We start from the raw sequence: 18,580 nt of genomic DNA, 5'->3' as shown, positions 1-18,580 counted from the left end.
TGCGAGTTTAGCAATTAACGTTAATGAATCTAACTTGCGCCTTTAAAGCCAAGTTGTCTCCAAGATTCATAAACAAAAACAGATACAGCATTTGATAAATTCATGCTTCGGCTGTTTGGTTGCATTGGAATTCTGAGTCTTTGCTCTTCAGGTAATGCATTAATTGTTTCTATTGGTAATCCACGGGTTTCTGGACCGAATAACAAACAGTCACCAGCTTCAAATGGGGCTTCATGAAAAAATTTAGTACCTTTTGTTGTACAAGCATATATCTTATTTGGTTTTTCACTTTCAATATAAGCTTCTAAGTTAGCGTGTCTTTTTACATTGCTAAATTCATGATAATCCAAACCTGCTCGCTTTATACGTTTATCATCCCATTCAAAACCTAAAGGCTCTATTAAATGTAATGCGTAACCTGTATTGGCACATAAACGAATAATATTACCCGTATTTGGTGGAATTTCAGGTTGGTAAAGTACGATATCTAACATAAAAATCTCGGCTTATTAAGTTATAAACATCATAACAAATTTAGTAAAAATGGTATGCTATCAATTCGAGTAATTAAATGAGAATTTTTATATATGCAAGATAAAGGATATGATTTTTGGGTAAAGCTTGCGAGCTGGACAGCCATTGTCATGGTCAGTTTAATGATAGTTGCAAAGGTATGGGCTTGGCTTTCAACGGGTTCATCTGCAATGCTAGGTTCATTAACCGATTCTTTATTGGATATCACTGCAACACTTATTAATTTCTTTGTATTACGCTATGCCTTAATGCCAGCTGATGATGATCATAGATATGGCCATGGTAAAGCTGAGCCGCTAGCTGGGCTTGCACAATCGGCATTTATAGCGGGCAGTGCATGTTTATTAGCATTTCATGGTATTGAAAGGCTAATTAACCCTGTGGAAATCTCAAGTTCAGGCTTTAATATAGGCATAGGCGTGAGTATATTTGCAATTGTTTGTACTTTAATTTTAATTTCTGTTCAAAATTTGGTTGTTAAAAAAACAGGTTCGATTGCGATAAAAGCTGATTCTTTACACTATAAAGGCGACTTGTTATTAAATGCGAGCGTTATGGCTGCGATGATCTTAGCAAGTTTTGGTTGGGTTATTGCTGATCCTATCTTTACCATAGGTGTAGCAATATTTTTGCTTTATAACGCATGGGAAGTTGGCGTAGAAAGCGGGGCGCATTTAATGGATAAAGAACTGCCTGATGAAGAAAAACAAGTCATAAAGCGGTTAGTTAATAGTCATTCAAAAGTACATGGTTTACACGATATAAGAACACGACAAGCAGGTAAAACTAAGTTTATTCAATTTCATGTGGAGTTAGATGATGACTTACCACTTCTTATCGCTCATCAGGTAGCTGAAGAGGTTGAGATTTTATTAAAAGAGGGTATTGATGGCGAGCTTGATATTATAATACATCAGGACCCATTATCTGTTTTGTCACAAAACTCATAAATTAATGAAAGTGTTTTTTGTCTAATATCATCAGTTTCACATAGTAATTCATGTTTGCCATTTTCTAAAATAACCAATTTGGAAAGTGGCATTTTATTATGCACTAATGTTTGGGCTTGATTACAAACTATGGTATCTGCCTGTGCTTGTAATATTAAACTTGGTATATCAATTGGTTTATTAAGTACTTTAGCCATAGATTTAAAAGCGCCATTTAGCCAAGCAATGCTAGTTCCACCTAACTTTATACTTTCATTATTTTGATAACAGTCTGTGAAAACCTGATAGCGTGCTTTGCTTTGTGTAAGTTCATTATCATTAAAATCTTTAGCTTGGTAATTTGATTGACCTGGTGCGTATCTTTCGCCAAACCCCAGCTTATTTAAGCTAACCGCTAAAAACTTAGCTAACCATAAAGGTATATTACCTGTATTAATACCAAACATAGGGGCGCAAAAAATGGCTTTTTCAAATGAATGTTTATATTCATTTAAGTAATTATGAGCAATGGCTGAACCCATAGAGTGGGCTAACAGAATTTTTTTTCCTTTTGAATACTTATCAACAACTTGTAAGTTAAACCGGTTAAAATCAGTAGAGTATTGAGAGAAATCCTTAATATGCCCGATGTGTGCATTTTTTAATGTGCGTTCTGATAACCCTTGACCTCTATGGTCCAGTATAAAAACTGCAATGTTATTGTTATAAAATTCCCAAATAAGCTCTTTATATTTTAATAAAGACTCTATCCTACCAGAGCTTACTACTATGGTATATTTAACCTGTTCAGGGATAACATAAGCAAAGGCTAAGTTAGCACCTGAGGTCGGTAATATGTTTTGCTGTACTTTATTTTGCCAAAAACTTTCTATTGTCTTTTGGTTACTTACAAGTTCACTTTCTCTACTGTAAAACATTAAATCTCTTCAGTGTTTGTTGGTAATTTTATTATGACAGATAACCCTGAATCTTTTTGGTTGTGTAATTTTATGCTGCCGTTATGGGCTAAAATAGCATGTTTACAAATTGCCAAACCTAAACCTGTACCGCCAGAGTTTCGCTGTCTTGATTGCGAAACCCTAAAGAAAGGTTCAAATAAATTATTTAAATCCTCTTCCGGTACGCCTGGTCCATCATCAGATATCGTAATTTCAATGTCATCTTTAGTTTGTTTTAACTTAACAGTGATCTCGTTATTTGCGTATTTAATTGCATTTCTTAATACATTATCTAGAGCACTTGAAAGAATTTGACCATCAAATGAAAATTCACTATTTTGCTCACCAATAATGTTAAGTGACTTATTATTCTGCTTAGCTTCAAATTTAGCATCAGATAAAACTAGTTTTAATACTAAACTAAAGGGCTGTTGTTCTTTATTTAGCATTTGGCTTTGGGCTTCTAATCTTGATAACTTTAAAACATCGCCTATCATCTCATCTAGTGTATTAGCTTCTTTTTCTATGCGGGCGAGATAGTTACTCTCTTTTGAGTCTTGTTGCATTTGTGCTAAACCCGCAGCCATTTGCAAGCGAGTTAAGGGAGATCTTAATTCGTGGGATATATCCGCTAATAACCTTTTTTGACTTGTCATCAGTTTCTCTAAATTTTCAGCCATTTTATTAAAGTCATTGGTCAGTTGTGCTAATTCATCATTACGGTTTGGCTTTACCTTTATACGTGTTTTTAATTTGCCATCAGCTAATGCAAATGCGGCATTTTTTAGTGAGTTAATAGGCCTAATTAAGGTACGACTAAATAGTAAACTTAAGCCCAGTGATGCGATTATAGATACAGCTAACTTTTGCCAAGTTGGCATTAATTTCAGCTTAATTCCTAAACTTTGTCTGCCATTAGGTTTTACTTCATAAACCCAGTATAAATCTTCTTTTACTTCCACTTTAATAGGCCCAAAAGCGTGAAACTCTTTGGCGAAAATAGCTTGAGGTTGCAAGTCTTTGCTAAAGCTAAGTAAACTCGCATCAAACCCTTTTACTTCTTTACGGTTCAAAAAGCTATTCTCAGGATTTTCAGCTTTAAAATATAAACTGCGGTATCTTTTTATTCTTGGATGATCTGCAATTTTTTGGATGTCTGTATCTCGTTTTTTAGACATGCGTTCAATATTGTGCGCAATATGCTGTAAATTTTTTAGCTTAGGGCCTTTCAGGGGTTCAAAAGCAATATCGTTAATTACAATATTACTTAAGAAAATTAATAAACTAACAGTAGCGACTAAAGTTAACCAAAACCATAAAAATATTTTAAAAAATAAATACCGTCTAGGATCAATTGAGGAGATTTTCATTTTTACTCCCCTGATAAAAAGATATAGCCAGAGCCTCTGACCGTTTTTATCTTTTCACCTTGGCTATGCTCAGCGATTTTTTTTCTAATATTACTCACATGCATATCTATAGAGCGATCAAAAGCCACGAGTCTGCGACCCAAAACTTGGTTACTGATATCATCTTTACTGATGATCTCATTGGCATTTTTTATAAGTAGTAATAAAATTTCATACTCGGTACCTGTTAGCATGAGTACATTTTCATTAGCGAAGACTTCACGGCTCTTTGGGCAAACTCTAATACTATTCATATTAAGACTTGGAGTTTTATTTAAGCTATTTATATGATCGATTCTTCGAGTGATAGCTTTTACACGTGCAAGTAATTCTCTGTGGTTAAATGGTTTAGCTAAGTAATCATCTGCCCCGAGTTCTAAACCAAAAATACGGTCAAAATCTTCACCACGTGCGGTCAGCATAATTAAAGGAGTCAATTTTTTTTGCCTAAACTGTTTTAGTACTTCAAAACCATCAAGTTTTGGTAACATTACATCTAATAAAATGAGTGCAAAATCATCTTTTAAAGCACGTTCTAAACCGGCTTTTCCATCATTTTCAGTTACAATATCAAAGCCATGTGCCCCTAAGTATTCACTTAAAAGATTACATAGTTCAATATCATCATCAATTAATAAGATTTGCATTAAATTATCCTAAACTTCTTTTATATAATCATACCGTTTTTTAGGTAAAGCTGTTTATCTTTACACAATCTTTACTTACGTTTGCGTTACTTTTCATTGCAGTGATTATACTTTTAATCGTTCCCCAACTAATAGGAAGATTAATTATGAAATTATCAAATGTATTTTTAATAGCTGCATTATCAGTGGCTTCACTTAGCAGTCTTTCAGTTATTGCTAAACCCGGTATGTCACCTGAACGCATGTTGTTATCTGATCGTGCAAAATCGTTTTTATCTTTAACAGATGCACAGCAATCACAAATTAAATCAATTATAGAGCAACAAAAGTCGGCTTTAGAGCAATATAAAGAAGCGGGTAAAGAGACTCGTCAGCAACATAAAGCATTAATACACAGCGAAACATTTGATGAGCAAGCTTTTCGTGACTTTTTACTCAGTAATCAAGATAGCAAATTAGAAATATCTGTTATTAAAGCCAGAGGTAAACATCAAATCTGGAATATATTAGATGAAGAGCAACAAGAAAAACTGCAAAAAATGATGAAGCACAGAAAAAATAAAATGCGTAATAAATATTCAAAATAATTACGACTTATTTAGCCTGCATGTCTAGTGCAGGCTTGTTTTTATTGTGTCTTTTTTATGTTCTCTTGGTAATTTAGCTGTTATAAATACGAGACATAATATTAATATAAAAGTAAAACTATTAGCACCAGCTTGAAGTGAGTAGTCTACTGTGGAATGTAATAACATATATATAATGGCAACAGCACAACCAAAAGAAACTCCTTGATATAATGGTGTTTTCCTTTTCATCATAGTTTTAAATGAAATAAATAAAGCAATTAGAATTATACCTCCTAGCGTTAAAGTCATAGGTACGCCAAACTCTATTGAGAATTGAATGTAATCATTATGGGCATTATCATAATTGCCTGAATAAACTTCAGCTTGGTATTTAGGGAATGCGGTATAAAATGTGCCCCCGCCAGTTCCTAAAAAAAAGTTGTCAACAATAATAGGAATAGAATCTCTTATAACTTCGTCTCTTGTTTCAGATTCTAAACTGGTTTGACTTAACCGCTCATGTACTTTATCAACACCAAATAATGCACCAACAATTACAATATCTATTATGAAAAAGCTAATAATTAAAGGTCTTAAGGAAACAGGCTTTTTGTTATAAAAGAAAAATGAAAATATACTCACAATCGCTAATGCGATAAAAAATGCAGAATTTCCCATTCTTGAACGCGTTAATATTAATGCAATTATCATTAATATGAGTGCGCCTCTTAATAACATTTTTGAACTTAAAATAATGCTAACTATATCTCTAATATTATTTTTCAAATTCTTTTGTGAATTAACTAATGATAATTGACTGATCAACAAGCCCATACCTATAGATAAGCATATTGCTAAATAGTTAGCTAAAAAGTTCTGATATGAAAAAGAGCCCGTCGCTCTTGGCTCGAATGGATAATTGAATACAAGGCTACTTAAACCGGGATTTAAATTTAAGAATGTTGCATATAAAGCCTGAATTAATCCACCTAATACAATTGAATACACTATCTTAACTAAAGCTTTATAGTGATCGCAGTAACTAAATAATAACCAGCTGAAAAGCAACATAGTAATAGTTTTTAATAATGTAATTTGTGTTTGTATAGGGTCTATACTGATTACGCTTAAACCGCCTGATAGACTTGTATTTAGTCCTGGAATTAATTGAATTAATAGAAGGTTACTTACACAAGTTAAAGGAACAATAACCCATAAAGAGTATTTTGGAGGGAATAACTTTTTTTGTTTTTTTATTGAGAGTATCAAATGTAATAAAAATATCACTGATATGAAAAAGCTAAATAGCAAAATAGCCCAAGGTCGATAACTTCCAAGAGGGATCGGTAGCCATACCAATAAAAAGCAAAGACAATACAAAATGGTTGTTTTCAAAGAGCGTGATTCCGGTGTTTTTTTATTAAAAAGCCCCATTTAAGGGGCTGTTTACTTATAGGATACTGCAGAAGGCTTTAGTTATTTATCATATTTTTTATGCTCAGAGATCCCGCCAGCGCCTCCGCCTCCGCCATTTCCACCTTTTGAGTTACTTGGTGTATAACCTGCTTGGTTAGTTCGTCTATTTGAATTGTTATATGCAGACGTTTCTTCTGAAGCGAGTGTAGGATCAATATTATTAGCGATTGCAATTGCTGTCACTAAATCAGGATCAATACCTGTGTGCCTTGCGGATAATATAATATCTTTTACTTTTGCCGATTCTGTACCAACCATAGCAATAGCTACAGCTAAAATGCTAGGCGCTAATTCAGGGTTAGTGATAATTGAACTTTTTACTATATCAGCTAAATCAGAGCACTCTTTAAAAGTTTCTTCTTCAATTGCAGAGTAAGGTGCAGAAGCTGAAGATTTGCTCACATGATTTGTTATTGCAATAGATCTTACTTTATAGGCCGGGATAAATGCATTGATAGATGAGTGTAAAATATTTTGAATTTGATTTGAATCTGAACCAACCATCAATATTGCGGATGAAATTATACTATCAGCTGACTCAGGGTTTACTAATAAGTTTTCTAAAACAGACTTTTCAAGTGAGAAACATGCTTCCTTGTTAGATAAGTAACCAATAGCTTCATCTATAACTATCTTTTCTTCTGATTTAGCAAAAGCGGGAGAGACAGTAAAGTTTATAATTACTGCTAAAGAGAGCAAGCTAGCTATAATGAGCTTTATCATGGTTTTTCCTTATTTAGCCATGTTTTAATTGGGTACAAAAAAGGATTCTAATTGAAATGAAATATTAGTGCTATTGTTATTTTTGTCATAAATAAAAAAGAAGAGAGGTAATAATTTATTATCATAATAAATTTTTAGGTTGTTTTAATTCTCCTCTTTCCATGCGTAAGATGAGATTACTCCAAGCAGATATTCCACGAGAATTATTAACTTTGATGTCTTTTCCCTTTGTTTTATTCATCCATAAACCAGAACCATTAAAACTATAAATGGGGCGCAAATCGGGCCTTGAGTTCGCAGGTTTTATTTTTTGATTGTAATTATCTAAAATAAGCGGAATTGAAGTCGGATGTTCAAAGTATATCAAAACCATGTGAGGTGTATTTGTTGTTAGTTGGCGTACATACATTAATCGCAATTTATCTTCAGGTACTCCTAGTGCGATTAAAGAAAAAAATTTCGCAATTGCAAAATCTTCACAATCACCAAAACCTGACCCTAAGGTTTCAATTGGGGTTGACCAATAATCATTCTTCCCCCAAAGAGCTAAGTCTGAAGCATAAGTTATATTTTTATTAATAAAAGAATTAGTAATATGTAACTTTTTCCACTCAGATTCAGAGTTCTGTTCTTTAATTAATTTATACCACTGTTTTGTCCTGTTTTCACCTTGGGTACCATAAGTCGGGGCTATCTTATTTAGAAAAGTAAATAAACTTGAACTTTGTAGTTTTTGTGTGAAAAGCAAACAAATTAAAATAAGAAACCTTGCCAAGTTAAAGCCTTGAAAATATTGGTTATTTGAATTTAAACAGGTACATTTTACGTTGAGTGTTTAGATGTTGCAAATAGAAAATATGCTTTTATATAGGTACTTAATTCACTGGTTAACTATAATGTGAGTGAAAAGAAGCTTTAAATTTGTATATGTAATAGTAACAAGTTCTAATGAAATATTATTACTTTTTTTGTTGATATAAAGGGTCCAAGTATATATAGTGTGCGCCTTCAGGAATTGATAAAAGTATTTGAATAAGGAAATTCACCCTGCCGTGAGTCCTTTTCTTACTTGAAATTAAAATGTAAGGAAACACATTATGAAGGTTAAAAAAGCGATATTGCCAGTAGCTGGCTTGGGAACTCGTATGTTGCCAGCAACTAAAGCTATCCCTAAAGAAATGTTACCTTTAGTTGATAAACCTCTTATTCAATATGTAGTAAATGAAGCTGTCTCTGCTGGAATTAAAGAAATAGTTATTGTTACTCATTCCTCTAAAAATTCAATAGAAAATCATTTTGATACCAGCTTTGAACTTGAAGCGACATTGGAATCTCGTGTTAAGCGTAGCCTTTTAGAAGAAGTGCGCTCTATTGTACCTAAAGACGTGACGGTTATATCTGTAAGGCAATCTGCTCCGTTAGGTTTAGGTCATGCCGTATTAGCCGCTAGACCAATTGTGGGTAATAATCCATTTGTTGTTTTACTGCCTGATGTCATTATCGATCAATATCAGTCTAATCATAAGCAAGATAACCTAGCAGAAATGATCTCTAGGTTTGAAACCAGTAAAAATAGTCAAATTATGGTTGAGTCAGTACCACATGATAAAGTTGATCAGTACGGTGTTGTTGATTTAAAAGGTACTGGTTTAAATGGTGGAGACAGCGCTGTCATTCACGACATGGTTGAGAAACCAAATTTAGATGATGCGCCAAGTAACTTTGCAATCACTGGGCGATATGTTTTATCAGAAAATATTTGGGATTTACTTGAGTTTACACCACCAGGTGCTGGTGGTGAAATACAGCTCACTGATGCTTTACACCAACTCAATTTACTTGAAACGTTAGAAGCTTACCATATTAAAGGTAAGTCACATGATTGTGGCTCTAAATTAGGTTATATGATGGCTAACGTTGAATATGGCCTGAAATGTGGTCGTTTAGGCGAAGAGTTTAGAGCTAACTTAGAAAGTTTCTTAGCAATAGAAGATGCAAAGCTTTCCTCAAAACCCGTTACGAATAAAACCGATAAAGTAAACTAATTTAATATCATAGATGGAACTTGATAAATTATGAGTAATGCTCAGAGTGTTGGTGTCGCAATTGTTAATTATAAAACTGCGGAATTAGTTAAAGATTGTTTAACATCTTTATCTTATGAATTGGTTCACTTACCTAACCTTAAAGTAATCGTTGTTGATAATGATTCACCCGATGATTCTTTCTCTGAGTTATCTTTATTTGTAAAAGATAACAATTGGCGAAGCTGGATTGAAGTTGTTTCTTCCGGTAATAATGGTGGCTTTGCATTTGGTAATAATGTTGCTATCAAACCTTTTATGAATCAAAACAAAGATTATATTTGGCTGCTAAACCCAGATACTTTTATTACTGAAAAAGCAGGGCTATCTCTTGTTGAGTTTCTAGAAACAAATTCTCAATCGGGCATTGCTGGTAGTCATCAACAAGATGAAAATGGTAATACGCTAGTATCAGCTTTTAATTCCCCATCGGTATTTGGTGAATTTATTGGTGCTTTAAAGTTAGGTGTATTAGATAAAATATTTAAATCCAAAGTAATATCTAATCATGAGCCAGTTAATCATAAATCCTACGATTGGATGTCAGGTGCTTCTTTAATGGTTAGGCGAGAAGTATTTGAGAATGTCGGAATTATGGATGAAAAATATTTCTTATATTTCGAAGAAGTTGATTTTTGTTTTAAAGTAAAAAAGCATGGTTACTCAATTAATTATGTCAAAGACAGTTGTATATCACACTATGTTGGTGCCTCTACAAATATAACAGATGTAAAACGTCCTAAACCAAAATTTTGGTTTGATTCTAGACGTCGTTATTTTGTTAAAAATCATGGCAGAATTTTGGCTGCATTAGCTGATATTAATCATCTTTTAGGTTTGTCATTTTATAGATTAAAACAAAAAATAAAAGGTACTGAGGACGATACACCGCCTGAATATTTCAAAGACTTTATAAAGTATTCGTCAATTATTTATAAGCAAGATTAAAATGAATGATTATCTAACAGGTGCAGGCCATTTTGGAATCGGTTTTTCGCTAGGTTTTTTGATAATGATACTGTTATACAAAGTTAAAAAGAATAATTTAGCAGTGCAATTATACGCTGCTTTTGTTCCTTTTATTATAGGCTTTATAGCGAGTTTACCTTATATATTTTTAGATGTTAAAAGTAGCGAACCATGGCTGAACTTTTTTCTGTTTTATGATTTTTTGCATTTTAATGAGCTGGCTATCACTCTCTTTGGGCGACTGCATTTAGTGACATTATTATGTGGTTTGATGTATTTATATATCTTAATTCGATATATAGCTTTAGTTAAACATTGCAGAAGATTTGGTTGGAGAAAGGGTGTTTAGTTATGCCAGAAAAGCATTTTTATTTTTCAATTGGCGCAGCTCTTGGTACTTGTGTGTCTTATTTAATAGGAAGGCATCGCCATACATTACAAAACCAAATCTATATTTTCAAAATGATAAATAAAAGAAGTCGTCACTGGTTTTTGTATTTTCCTATCGTTATTTTTGTTTTTGGTCTTTGGGGACTCATTCCAGACATCATCCATGCAAGCGGTTTATTAAGTAAGGAAACAACTAGAGGTGACTTATTTGATATATTTTTCTTTCATTCATTATTTGAGAGATTAGAGGATTCAAATAAAGCATTCGATCAGGTTTTTAATTGGATAGGACAACTTATTTTGGTTGTTGTATCACTAGGGGTTATGGTTTTTTATATAAGAACAATAAAAAAAATAATAAAAAGCCGCAAGAGTAATAAGTTAAACCAATCATCACATACGGAAAATAGTTAATGAGCCAAAATTATTTGATCATTTCTCCTTGTAGAAATGAAGAACAATACATGCGTCAGACACTAGATAGTGTTGTAAATCAAACGGTAAAACCTAAGAAATGGATCATTGTTGATGATGGCTCTACTGATGCAACACCCGAGATATTAAATGAATATGCACAAAAGCATGACTTTATTCAAATTGTAAAACGCAAAAATAGAGGTCACAGAAGTGTTGGTCCAGGTGTAATTGAAGCTTTTTATGAAGGTTATAATAATATAAAAATTGATGATTATGACTACATTTGTAAGTTGGATTTAGACTTAGATTTACCTTTAGCATATTTTCAAATATTAATTGAAAAAATGGAAAAAGAGCCTAGGTTAGGTACTTATAGCGGTAAACCTTATTTTATTCACGATAAAACAAAAAAACTTGTAGCAGAAGTGTGTGGTGATGAATCATCTGTAGGCATGACTAAATTTTATAGAGTGCAATGTTTTAAACAAATTGGCGGTTTTGTAAAACAAGTAATGTGGGATGGTATTGATAGCCATAGGTGTCGTTTATTAGGTTGGATCTCAGCAAGTGAAGATGATCCTAGGATTCGTTTTACCCATTTAAGACCTATGGGCTCGAGTCAAAAGAGCATAATTACAGGTCGTGTCAGGCATGGTTTTGGTCAATACTTCATGGGTACAAGTTTTATTTATATGTTTGCATCTGTTGTTTTTAGGCTCAACAAAAAACCTTATGTAATGGGTTCTCTTGCAACTTTATGGGGTTATATTAAAAGTGCATTTACGCGAGTTGAGCGTTTAGATGATCCAAAAATGATTAAGCTTATGAGGCGTTTTCAATGGAGTTGTTTAATAAATGGTAAAACCAAGGCTGTTGCTAAGATAAATAATAAAACCTCGGAAAATTGGGATCCTGAAAAAGAAGTGTATCAAATTCCAAGTAAGGCTAGTTAATGTCACCTAGTAAACCTAAAGTATTATTCTTAGCACCTGAAATCCCTGCATTATCAGCGACTTTTGTATATAAGGAGTTGTTGAAATTAAGAGATTTTAATACAGATGTTATGGCAGCTTCAGTGCATGTGCCTAAAGCAAAAGCAACTCAAGATGTTAAAGAGGACATTGGTGATGTTTATGTTGTTTATAATCAAAAATTTTTAAGCTTTATCATTTCTTTCTTTGTGATGCTGTTTAGTAATCCAATAAAAATGCTCAAGGCAATCTCGCTGTTGATAAGAGATGTGTTTTCAATAGGAATCATTACCCGAAATAGTGCTGGATTGGTTTTTAGGTTTTTAGCTGCATGTGGATTTTCTCGTTATTTGAAAAAGCATGAAATTACACATGTTCACGTTCACTTTGCCCATGTACCAACAGATATTGCTATGTATGCAACTAAAATCGCAAATATTGACTTCAGTGTGCAAGCACATGCTAATGATATTTTTGAAAGAGGCTATTTATTAGAGCAAAAAATTAATCGCGCTAAGTTTTTTTCAACAATTTCAAATTTCAATAAAAAATATCTATCACAATTTGATAAAGAGTTAAAAGTGAAAGTTGTTCGTTGTGGTGTGGATGAAAATAAATTTGTACCTAGAGAAGCCCAGCCAAATAATCCTGTACAACGTGTTGGTGTTTTGGGACGTTTAGTAGAAAAAAAAGGTATTCATATATTACTAGAAGCACTTCCTAAACTTAAAAAACATTATTCATATGTAATTGAAATAGTTGGCGATGGCCCTGAAAAAGACAAGTTAGAATCTTTAGTCGCAAAGCATGAATTGCAAGAGCAAGTTATTTTTAAAGGTGTAATGGCGAATAACCAGGTTGCTCAATGGTTACAGGAATTAGATTTTTTTATATTACCCTGTGTTCAAGACTCTAACGGGGATATGGATGGTATTCCAGTTTCCTTAATGGAAGCTATGTTAAAAGGTGTACCTGTTATTTCTTCCGATATTTCAGGTGTTCCTGAGTTAGTAATTAATAACAAAACAGGGTTTAGTGCGATTAGCGGTGACGTAAAAGCTTGTGCTTTAAGTTTAGAGCAAGCTTTAGGTTGCAATAATCAAATGAGAGAGCAGATCTCAAATCAAGCAATTAAACATGTGAAGGAAAGTTTTTCTCTTAGTGGAAACACACAATATTTAGCAGAGTTGATACATGGATAAAATAAAAACAGCATTAGTGGTTTTAGATAACTGCACATTACATGATGCGTTAGCGAAAACACAATCTCTTGCTAATAGTGAGGGAAGTGATTATATCGTTACTCCTAACATTGATCATTTAACTAGACTGGTCATTCCCCTAGAAGCTAAGACTTTACAGCCAATTTATGATAATGCTTCATTGAATTTATGTGACAGCCGAGTTTTGGAAAAAATATTAAAGCTAAAAGGACACAAAGTTAAGGAAGTGATCCCAGGCAGTACATTAACACAAAAACTTTTTGATGATGAATTAAATGAAGACTCAAAAATTCTTGTTGTGGGTGGCAATGATGATGTAATGATACGTTTAAAAGCTAAATATAATCACTTAACGATTCAACATTACAATCCACCTATGGGCTTTATTAATAAACCTGAAGAAGTGAACAAAACACTTGATGTAATTAAAGGTTCAAATGCACAATATGTTTTCTTGGCAGTTGGCTCTCCTCGCCAAGAAGTGTTAGCTAAATTAATAAAAGATCATAATTTAATTAATGGTGTTGCTTTATGTATTGGTGCTTCCATTTTATTTTTAGTTGGAGAAGAAAAACGCGCACCTAAAATTTTGCAAACACTGCATTTAGAGTGGGCATATAGGATGATGCAAGATCCTAAAAGGTTAGTTAAACGCTATTTTGATAACTTTCTTAAGCTTCCTAAGCTGTACGTAAAGTTGTAAATAAATGCCAAATATTTTTGCTTATGTCATGCTTATTGCGTGGCCAATATTTAGTATTTTCTTTTATAAAAAACTAGACACTATTACTGCAACATTTTTGACTATTGTTGGCGGGTATTTATTGCTGCCTGTTAGAGTTGAAATTGACCTACCATTAGTTCCTGCTCTAGATCAAAACACAATACCGGCAATAGCAGCCATTTTATGTTGTCGATTTATAAAAAATATTGATATTAATTTAATTCCTAGTTCAGGAGCTGAAAGATGGATTGTTATTCTACTATTACTTTTACCTCTAGTTACGATTTTAACTAACTCTGAACCTGTATTTAATGGTGTTGTATGGAAGTCAGGTCTAACTATATATGACTCAATATCAGCCATTATACTTGCTTACTTAAAAATATTACCTTTTATTGTGGCTGGACAAATTATCAAAAGTCACGAAGATTTAACGCTTTTGATAAAGCTGATTATTATATCTGGATTGTTTTATTCTATATTAGTTTTATTTGAAATCAGAATGAGCCCAAAGTTACATACTTGGATTTATGGTTTCTTCCCTCACTCTTGGGGACAACAAGCTAGGTTTGGTGGGTTTCGTGCTATTGTATTTATGGGGCACGGGCTTTTAGTTTCAATGTTTTTAGCTGTCTGTTTAGCTGCTGCAGTGATTAACTTTAAAAATAAAATAAGAGCATTTTATATACCACCCATATTAATAGTTATTTACTTTTTAATTGTATTAATTTTAAACAAGTCTGTTGGTTCTGTTATTTTTGGGTCTTTACTTGTTTTGTGCATCGCTCTTTTACCTATTTATCTAATTAAACGAATTACTCAGTTAATTATAAGCTTAGTTATTTTATACCCTTTACTCTCTATGTTTGGATTATTTCCTCATTTTGAGATAATTGAATTTGCTAATGAAATGAGTCCTCAAAGAGCACAGTCTTTAGAATTTCGCTTTTTTCATGAAATGAAGCTACTTGAGCATGCTCAAGAGAAGTTATTTTTTGGGTGGGGTGCCTGGGGAAGGAATCGTCTATCTGATTCAGTGACTGATGGATATTGGATCATTGCTTTAAGTTCTTATGGAATAATCGGTTTTAGCTTATTATTTGGTTTAGCTGTTGTATCGATTCAAAAAAGTATCAAAGCAAGTACTCTTATCTCAAATAAATCACAGCAGCTATCAATTGTTAGCTTTGCATTATTACTTTCAATTATCATGTTAGATCAAATTCCCAATTCATCCTTACATAGCTGGTCTTGGTTTCTTATTGGAGCACTTATTGGTCGTTCAAACTATATATTTGAACAGGGAAAGCGTCCAAAATTCAATCACAAGGTGGCATGTTAAGTGTTCGTTTTATCAATAAATAAAATTAAAAATAAAGTATCTGGTTTCAAAAATAGCCAAAATTCAGCTTCTCGCATCGGTAGAAGTGCTGCTTGGACATTTGTAGGTTTTGGCGGAAGTATGTTTTTGAGAATGGTTAGTAGTTTAATACTAACCCGTATTTTTATGCCTGAAATATTTGGTTTGATGGCAATAATTTCGGCGATCACTATTGGAATTGCTTTGTTTTCTGATTTTGGAATTTCAACCAGCATTATTCAAAACCCAAAAGGAAGGGAGATTGGTTTTCTTAAAACAGCTTGGACATTACAGGTAATGAGAGGCTTTATTTTATGGGGGGGGGTTTCACTCTTATCAACTCCTTTAGCGAGCCTATATGGAGAGGCTGAACTTAAGTATATTCTACCAGTTATTGGTTTTTCATTTGTTATAGCTGGCTTCACATCAACGAGCATTCCACTTCATCAAAAAGACTTGAAGATAAAGCCTATTGTTATATTAGAGTTGTTTAGCCAATTATTAACACTAATTTTTACAATTCTTTTAGCGATGGTATATAAAAATATATGGGCATTTGTATTTAGCGGATTAATTTCTGCCCTGATAAAGCTAATTGGTAGTTACTTAATAAAAGGTGGTGTTGTTGGTTTTAAATGGCAGCGCTCTACAGTTTCTGAGATGGTTCGGTTCGGGAAATGGATATTTATAGCGACAATTTTTACTTTTTTAGTAGGAAAGGGAGACCGTTTGTTACTCGGAACTGTCATTTCAAAATCTGAACTTGGTTTATATAATTTAGCTGCGCTTTTTTCTCAAATTGCTTTGGGGCTATTATCTGCCTTAATAAGTAAAACGATTATGCCTGCTATTGCTTCAGTTGCAGATAATGAACGTCAACAATTAAGTTTGAAATTTAATAAGGTAAGGATATATATTTTATCAGCTTTAATCCCTTTAGTTGTATTTATTGCAATCACTGGGGATCTGATAATAAAGCTACTTTACGAGCAGCCTTATTATAATGCAGGCTGGATGTTACAGGTACTATCGGCTGGTATGGTGGTTCGTATATTGTGCATGACTATTTCTCCTATCTTTCTTTCAAAAGGGGATTCTTTCTTTCATATGCTTTCTTATGCTGCTTGGTCGATTATTTTTATTTTATCAATGTTGCTAGGTTATTACTTTTATGGCTTAGCTGGAGTGATCTTTGGAGTTTCTTTTGCTCCAATTATATGGTTACCAATTATATATTGTTTGGCAAAGAAATATGTGGATTTGGACTGTAGGTTAGATGTTTTAATTGCTCTCGGTACTGGGCTTTTAATTTGTTGTTTTTGGTGGTTCTTTGGTTTAAATATCAATATCTAATTGAGAATTTAAAAAATATTATAGTAAGGGTGTATTGGTATGGAATGGTCTGCAGATAAAATAAACGAAACAGTCAATAGCCTTTGTATTGACTACGATAAAGCTGAAATTCTTTCTAATAATAAAGATAAAATAATAGCAAGATATAAAACTTCTAATGCAGAAACGATTATTATTAAGCTTTGGAGTCGTCAGCATTTAGGTGGAAAGTTTCGAAGGTTAATAGGAAGTTCATTAGCAGAAAATGAGTGGAACGCGCTTAATCATGCTAAGTCTTTGAATATAAATGTTCCGAAGGCATTTGGTTGGTGTCAACTCGTAAATCAACCAAAAAATTTTACAGAGGCATTAATTATTGAAGATTTAGGGGATTGTAGAATAGCTGATGAGTATATCAAACATTGTTTTTCTGAAAATGCGATAGATGATTTAATCGCTTTTGAAAGAAGTGTTATAGAAATGACTGCAAAGATGGTGGAAGGAAAGTTACTGGATGTTGATCACTCTTTGATTAATATTGTAATGAGTAATGATAATACCCCATATAGAATAGATTTTGAACTTGCTAAATCAGTTAATACTTTTAATTGGCACTTTTATTCTTACGGTAAAATGCTTGGAAGGTTGCTTGCAACATACTCTTTTGCTGTACAGCCCCAGACTTATAGAGTACCAGAGTTTTTTGAACAGTTATGTAAAGATATATCTGTACCATCTTTGACAATTTGGGTTGCCAAAAGGCACTTCAATGAGTTTATGGATAAACAAGAAGCTCAGTATAATATTAAATCAGAAATTAGGCTTTAAGCAGTTTTAATTTTTAACTTCAAATTATATGAAATAAATAATTTTAAAGAGAATGTTTATGAATAAATTGGTCTCTATTGGAATTGTCGTTATCGGCAGAAATGAAGGTGAAAGGCTTAAGCTTTGTTTACAGTCAGTTAGAAAAGCTAAATGTAAAGTTGTTTACGTAGACTCCGACTCCAAGGATGGTAGCGCTGAATTTGCTGATTCTTTAGGTATTTCAGTTGTAAGGTTAAACGATGATAAACCGATAAATGCAGCTATAGCACGCAATGCAGGGTTTAAACAAATAACGAGTGAATCACCTGAGCTTGAATTTATTCATTTTATTGATGCTGATTGTGAGCTTAATGCAGGTTGGCTTAAACATGCTTTAACGGTATTAACTGATGATGATAAGCTATCAGCAGTTTGTGGGCGATTACGCGAAAAAAATGTTAAAGAATCTATTTATACACAACTATGTGATATGAGTTGGTATATAAGGCCTGGAATTATAGATTCATGCGGTGGTATAGCGACAATAAAGGTTGATATATTTAAGCAATTTAATGGTTTTAATGAAACGCTTATAGCAGGTGAAGAGCCTGAGTTTTATAGCCGAGTCAGAGAAAAAGGTTATACAGTACGTTGTTTAGATATAGCTATGGGGACTCACGATTGTGCGATGGTATCATTCAAACAATGGTGGATGAGAACGGTAAAAACAGGTTTTGGTTTTGCTAATGGCTCTCAGTGGGGAGCATGGAATAAAAGACAGCATAGTATTCTTATTTGGGTTTTACTTATCCCCATAACTATTTTATGTGGAAGCATTATTGAGCCTTGGTTACTGATTAGTGCATTAATTTTCCCTATTCAAATACTAAAAATAGGCATTAAATCAACAATACCTTATTCCTTTAAAGATAAATTATTGGATGCGACTTTTTGTATTTTTGCGAAACTTCCTCAGTTTGTTGGAATGGTAAAATATCAAGTTAGTAGGTTCTCAAAAGAGCAAAATAAAAATATAGAATATAAAGCTTAAATATAA

General features: G+C 33.0%; 20 protein-coding genes. 13 read left to right on the top strand and 7 right to left on the bottom strand.

Annotation, left to right across the window (positions count from 1 at the left end):
- Positions 1-29 precede the first annotated feature (29 nt).
- Positions 30-494, bottom strand: coding sequence for a tRNA (uridine(34)/cytosine(34)/5-carboxymethylaminomethyluridine(34)-2'-O)-methyltransferase TrmL (gene trmL / locus KO527_RS08000; protein WP_042148148.1), 465 nt, complete (start codon positions 492-494; stop codon positions 30-32).
- 93 nt (positions 495-587) lie between these two features.
- On the opposite strand from trmL, the gene KO527_RS07995 reads away from it, so the two are divergent.
- On the top strand, positions 588-1,484 hold the full coding sequence (locus KO527_RS07995; protein ID WP_216039813.1) for a cation diffusion facilitator family transporter: 897 nt from the start codon (positions 588-590) through the stop codon (positions 1,482-1,484).
- Here the strand turns inward: KO527_RS07995 and KO527_RS07990 are convergent.
- Genes KO527_RS07990 through KO527_RS07980 form a run of 3 tightly spaced genes read right to left on the bottom strand, consistent with a single transcriptional unit; the run spans position 1,448 to position 4,478 of the window.
- Entirely contained in the window at positions 1,448-2,401 is a 954-nt protein-coding gene (locus tag KO527_RS07990) for an alpha/beta fold hydrolase (RefSeq protein ID WP_216039812.1), read from the bottom strand. The two genes, KO527_RS07995 and KO527_RS07990, sit on opposite strands and share 37 nt — an antisense overlap.
- Positions 2,401-3,792 carry an ATP-binding protein gene (locus tag KO527_RS07985; RefSeq protein WP_216039811.1) on the bottom strand — a complete coding sequence of 464 codons (1,392 nt, stop codon included), beginning with the start codon at positions 3,790-3,792 and terminating at the stop codon, positions 2,401-2,403. The genes KO527_RS07990 and KO527_RS07985 overlap by 1 nt, the downstream gene beginning before the upstream one ends.
- Positions 3,793-3,794: 2 nt before the next feature.
- Positions 3,795-4,478 (bottom strand): response regulator, encoded by a 684-nt coding sequence (locus KO527_RS07980; protein WP_216039810.1) that lies wholly within the window; start codon positions 4,476-4,478, stop codon positions 3,795-3,797.
- A gap of 146 nt (positions 4,479-4,624) precedes the next feature.
- Between KO527_RS07980 and KO527_RS07975 the strand changes: the two genes are divergently transcribed.
- Positions 4,625-5,065 (top strand): Spy/CpxP family protein refolding chaperone, encoded by a 441-nt coding sequence (locus KO527_RS07975; protein ID WP_216039809.1) that lies wholly within the window; start codon positions 4,625-4,627, stop codon positions 5,063-5,065.
- Between the two features lie 24 nt (positions 5,066-5,089).
- Here the strand turns inward: KO527_RS07975 and KO527_RS07970 are convergent, their stop codons facing one another.
- From KO527_RS07970 to KO527_RS07960, 3 genes are all read right to left on the bottom strand, one after another.
- Positions 5,090-6,442 (bottom strand): O-antigen ligase family protein, encoded by a 1,353-nt coding sequence (locus KO527_RS07970; RefSeq protein ID WP_252733556.1) that lies wholly within the window; start codon positions 6,440-6,442, stop codon positions 5,090-5,092.
- A gap of 81 nt (positions 6,443-6,523) precedes the next feature.
- Positions 6,524-7,246, bottom strand: coding sequence for a hypothetical protein (locus tag KO527_RS07965; RefSeq protein WP_216039807.1), 723 nt, complete (start codon positions 7,244-7,246; stop codon positions 6,524-6,526).
- 121 nt (positions 7,247-7,367) lie between these two features.
- The gene (locus tag KO527_RS07960) at positions 7,368-8,021 is read right to left on the bottom strand and encodes a transglutaminase-like cysteine peptidase (protein ID WP_216039806.1); all 654 of its coding nucleotides are present in this window, start codon (positions 8,019-8,021) and stop codon (positions 7,368-7,370) included.
- 322 nt (positions 8,022-8,343) lie between these two features.
- On the opposite strand from KO527_RS07960, the gene galU reads away from it, so the two are divergent.
- The 11 genes from galU to KO527_RS07905 are packed head-to-tail and all read left to right on the top strand — an operon-like array spanning position 8,344 to position 18,574.
- On the top strand, positions 8,344-9,291 hold the full coding sequence (gene galU / locus KO527_RS07955) for a UTP--glucose-1-phosphate uridylyltransferase GalU (RefSeq protein ID WP_216039805.1): 948 nt from the start codon (positions 8,344-8,346) through the stop codon (positions 9,289-9,291).
- A 30-nt stretch (positions 9,292-9,321) separates the two neighbouring features.
- Positions 9,322-10,278, top strand: coding sequence for a glycosyltransferase family 2 protein (locus KO527_RS07950; RefSeq protein WP_216039804.1), 957 nt, complete (start codon positions 9,322-9,324; stop codon positions 10,276-10,278).
- Position 10,279: 1 nt separating this feature from the next.
- Positions 10,280-10,648 (top strand): hypothetical protein, encoded by a 369-nt coding sequence (locus KO527_RS07945; protein WP_216039803.1) that lies wholly within the window; start codon positions 10,280-10,282, stop codon positions 10,646-10,648.
- 2 nt (positions 10,649-10,650) lie between these two features.
- Positions 10,651-11,103, top strand: a complete 453-nt coding sequence (locus KO527_RS07940) for a hypothetical protein (RefSeq protein ID WP_216039802.1) — start codon at positions 10,651-10,653, stop codon at positions 11,101-11,103.
- Complete coding sequence (locus KO527_RS07935) at positions 11,103-12,059, top strand: glycosyltransferase family 2 protein (protein WP_216039801.1); 957 nt, start codon at positions 11,103-11,105, stop codon at positions 12,057-12,059. The genes KO527_RS07940 and KO527_RS07935 overlap by 1 nt, the downstream gene beginning before the upstream one ends.
- The gene (locus tag KO527_RS07930) at positions 12,059-13,279 is read left to right on the top strand and encodes a glycosyltransferase family 4 protein (RefSeq protein WP_216039800.1); all 1,221 of its coding nucleotides are present in this window, start codon (positions 12,059-12,061) and stop codon (positions 13,277-13,279) included. The genes KO527_RS07935 and KO527_RS07930 overlap by 1 nt, the downstream gene beginning before the upstream one ends.
- Positions 13,272-14,003, top strand: coding sequence for a WecB/TagA/CpsF family glycosyltransferase (locus tag KO527_RS07925; protein WP_216039799.1), 732 nt, complete (start codon positions 13,272-13,274; stop codon positions 14,001-14,003). The genes KO527_RS07930 and KO527_RS07925 overlap by 8 nt, the downstream gene beginning before the upstream one ends.
- Before the next feature lie 4 nt (positions 14,004-14,007).
- The gene (locus tag KO527_RS07920) at positions 14,008-15,366 is read left to right on the top strand and encodes a hypothetical protein (RefSeq protein ID WP_216039798.1); all 1,359 of its coding nucleotides are present in this window, start codon (positions 14,008-14,010) and stop codon (positions 15,364-15,366) included.
- A complete protein-coding gene (locus KO527_RS07915) occupies positions 15,367-16,737 on the top strand; it encodes an oligosaccharide flippase family protein (RefSeq protein ID WP_216039797.1) in 1,371 nt (456 codons plus the stop codon).
- Positions 16,738-16,776: 39 nt separating this feature from the next.
- Positions 16,777-17,544, top strand: a complete 768-nt coding sequence (locus tag KO527_RS07910; protein WP_216039796.1) for a hypothetical protein — start codon at positions 16,777-16,779, stop codon at positions 17,542-17,544.
- 58 nt (positions 17,545-17,602) lie between these two features.
- Positions 17,603-18,574 (top strand): glycosyltransferase family A protein, encoded by a 972-nt coding sequence (locus KO527_RS07905; RefSeq protein ID WP_216039795.1) that lies wholly within the window; start codon positions 17,603-17,605, stop codon positions 18,572-18,574.
- The last annotated feature ends 6 nt before the right edge of the window (positions 18,575-18,580 follow it).

Source organism: Pseudoalteromonas sp. C2R02 (assembly GCF_018860845.1).
Taxonomy (GTDB): Bacteria; Pseudomonadota; Gammaproteobacteria; order Enterobacterales; family Alteromonadaceae; genus Pseudoalteromonas.
Note: the sequence above shows the minus strand (reverse complement) of the source record. Positions and strands in the feature narration are given on the sequence as shown.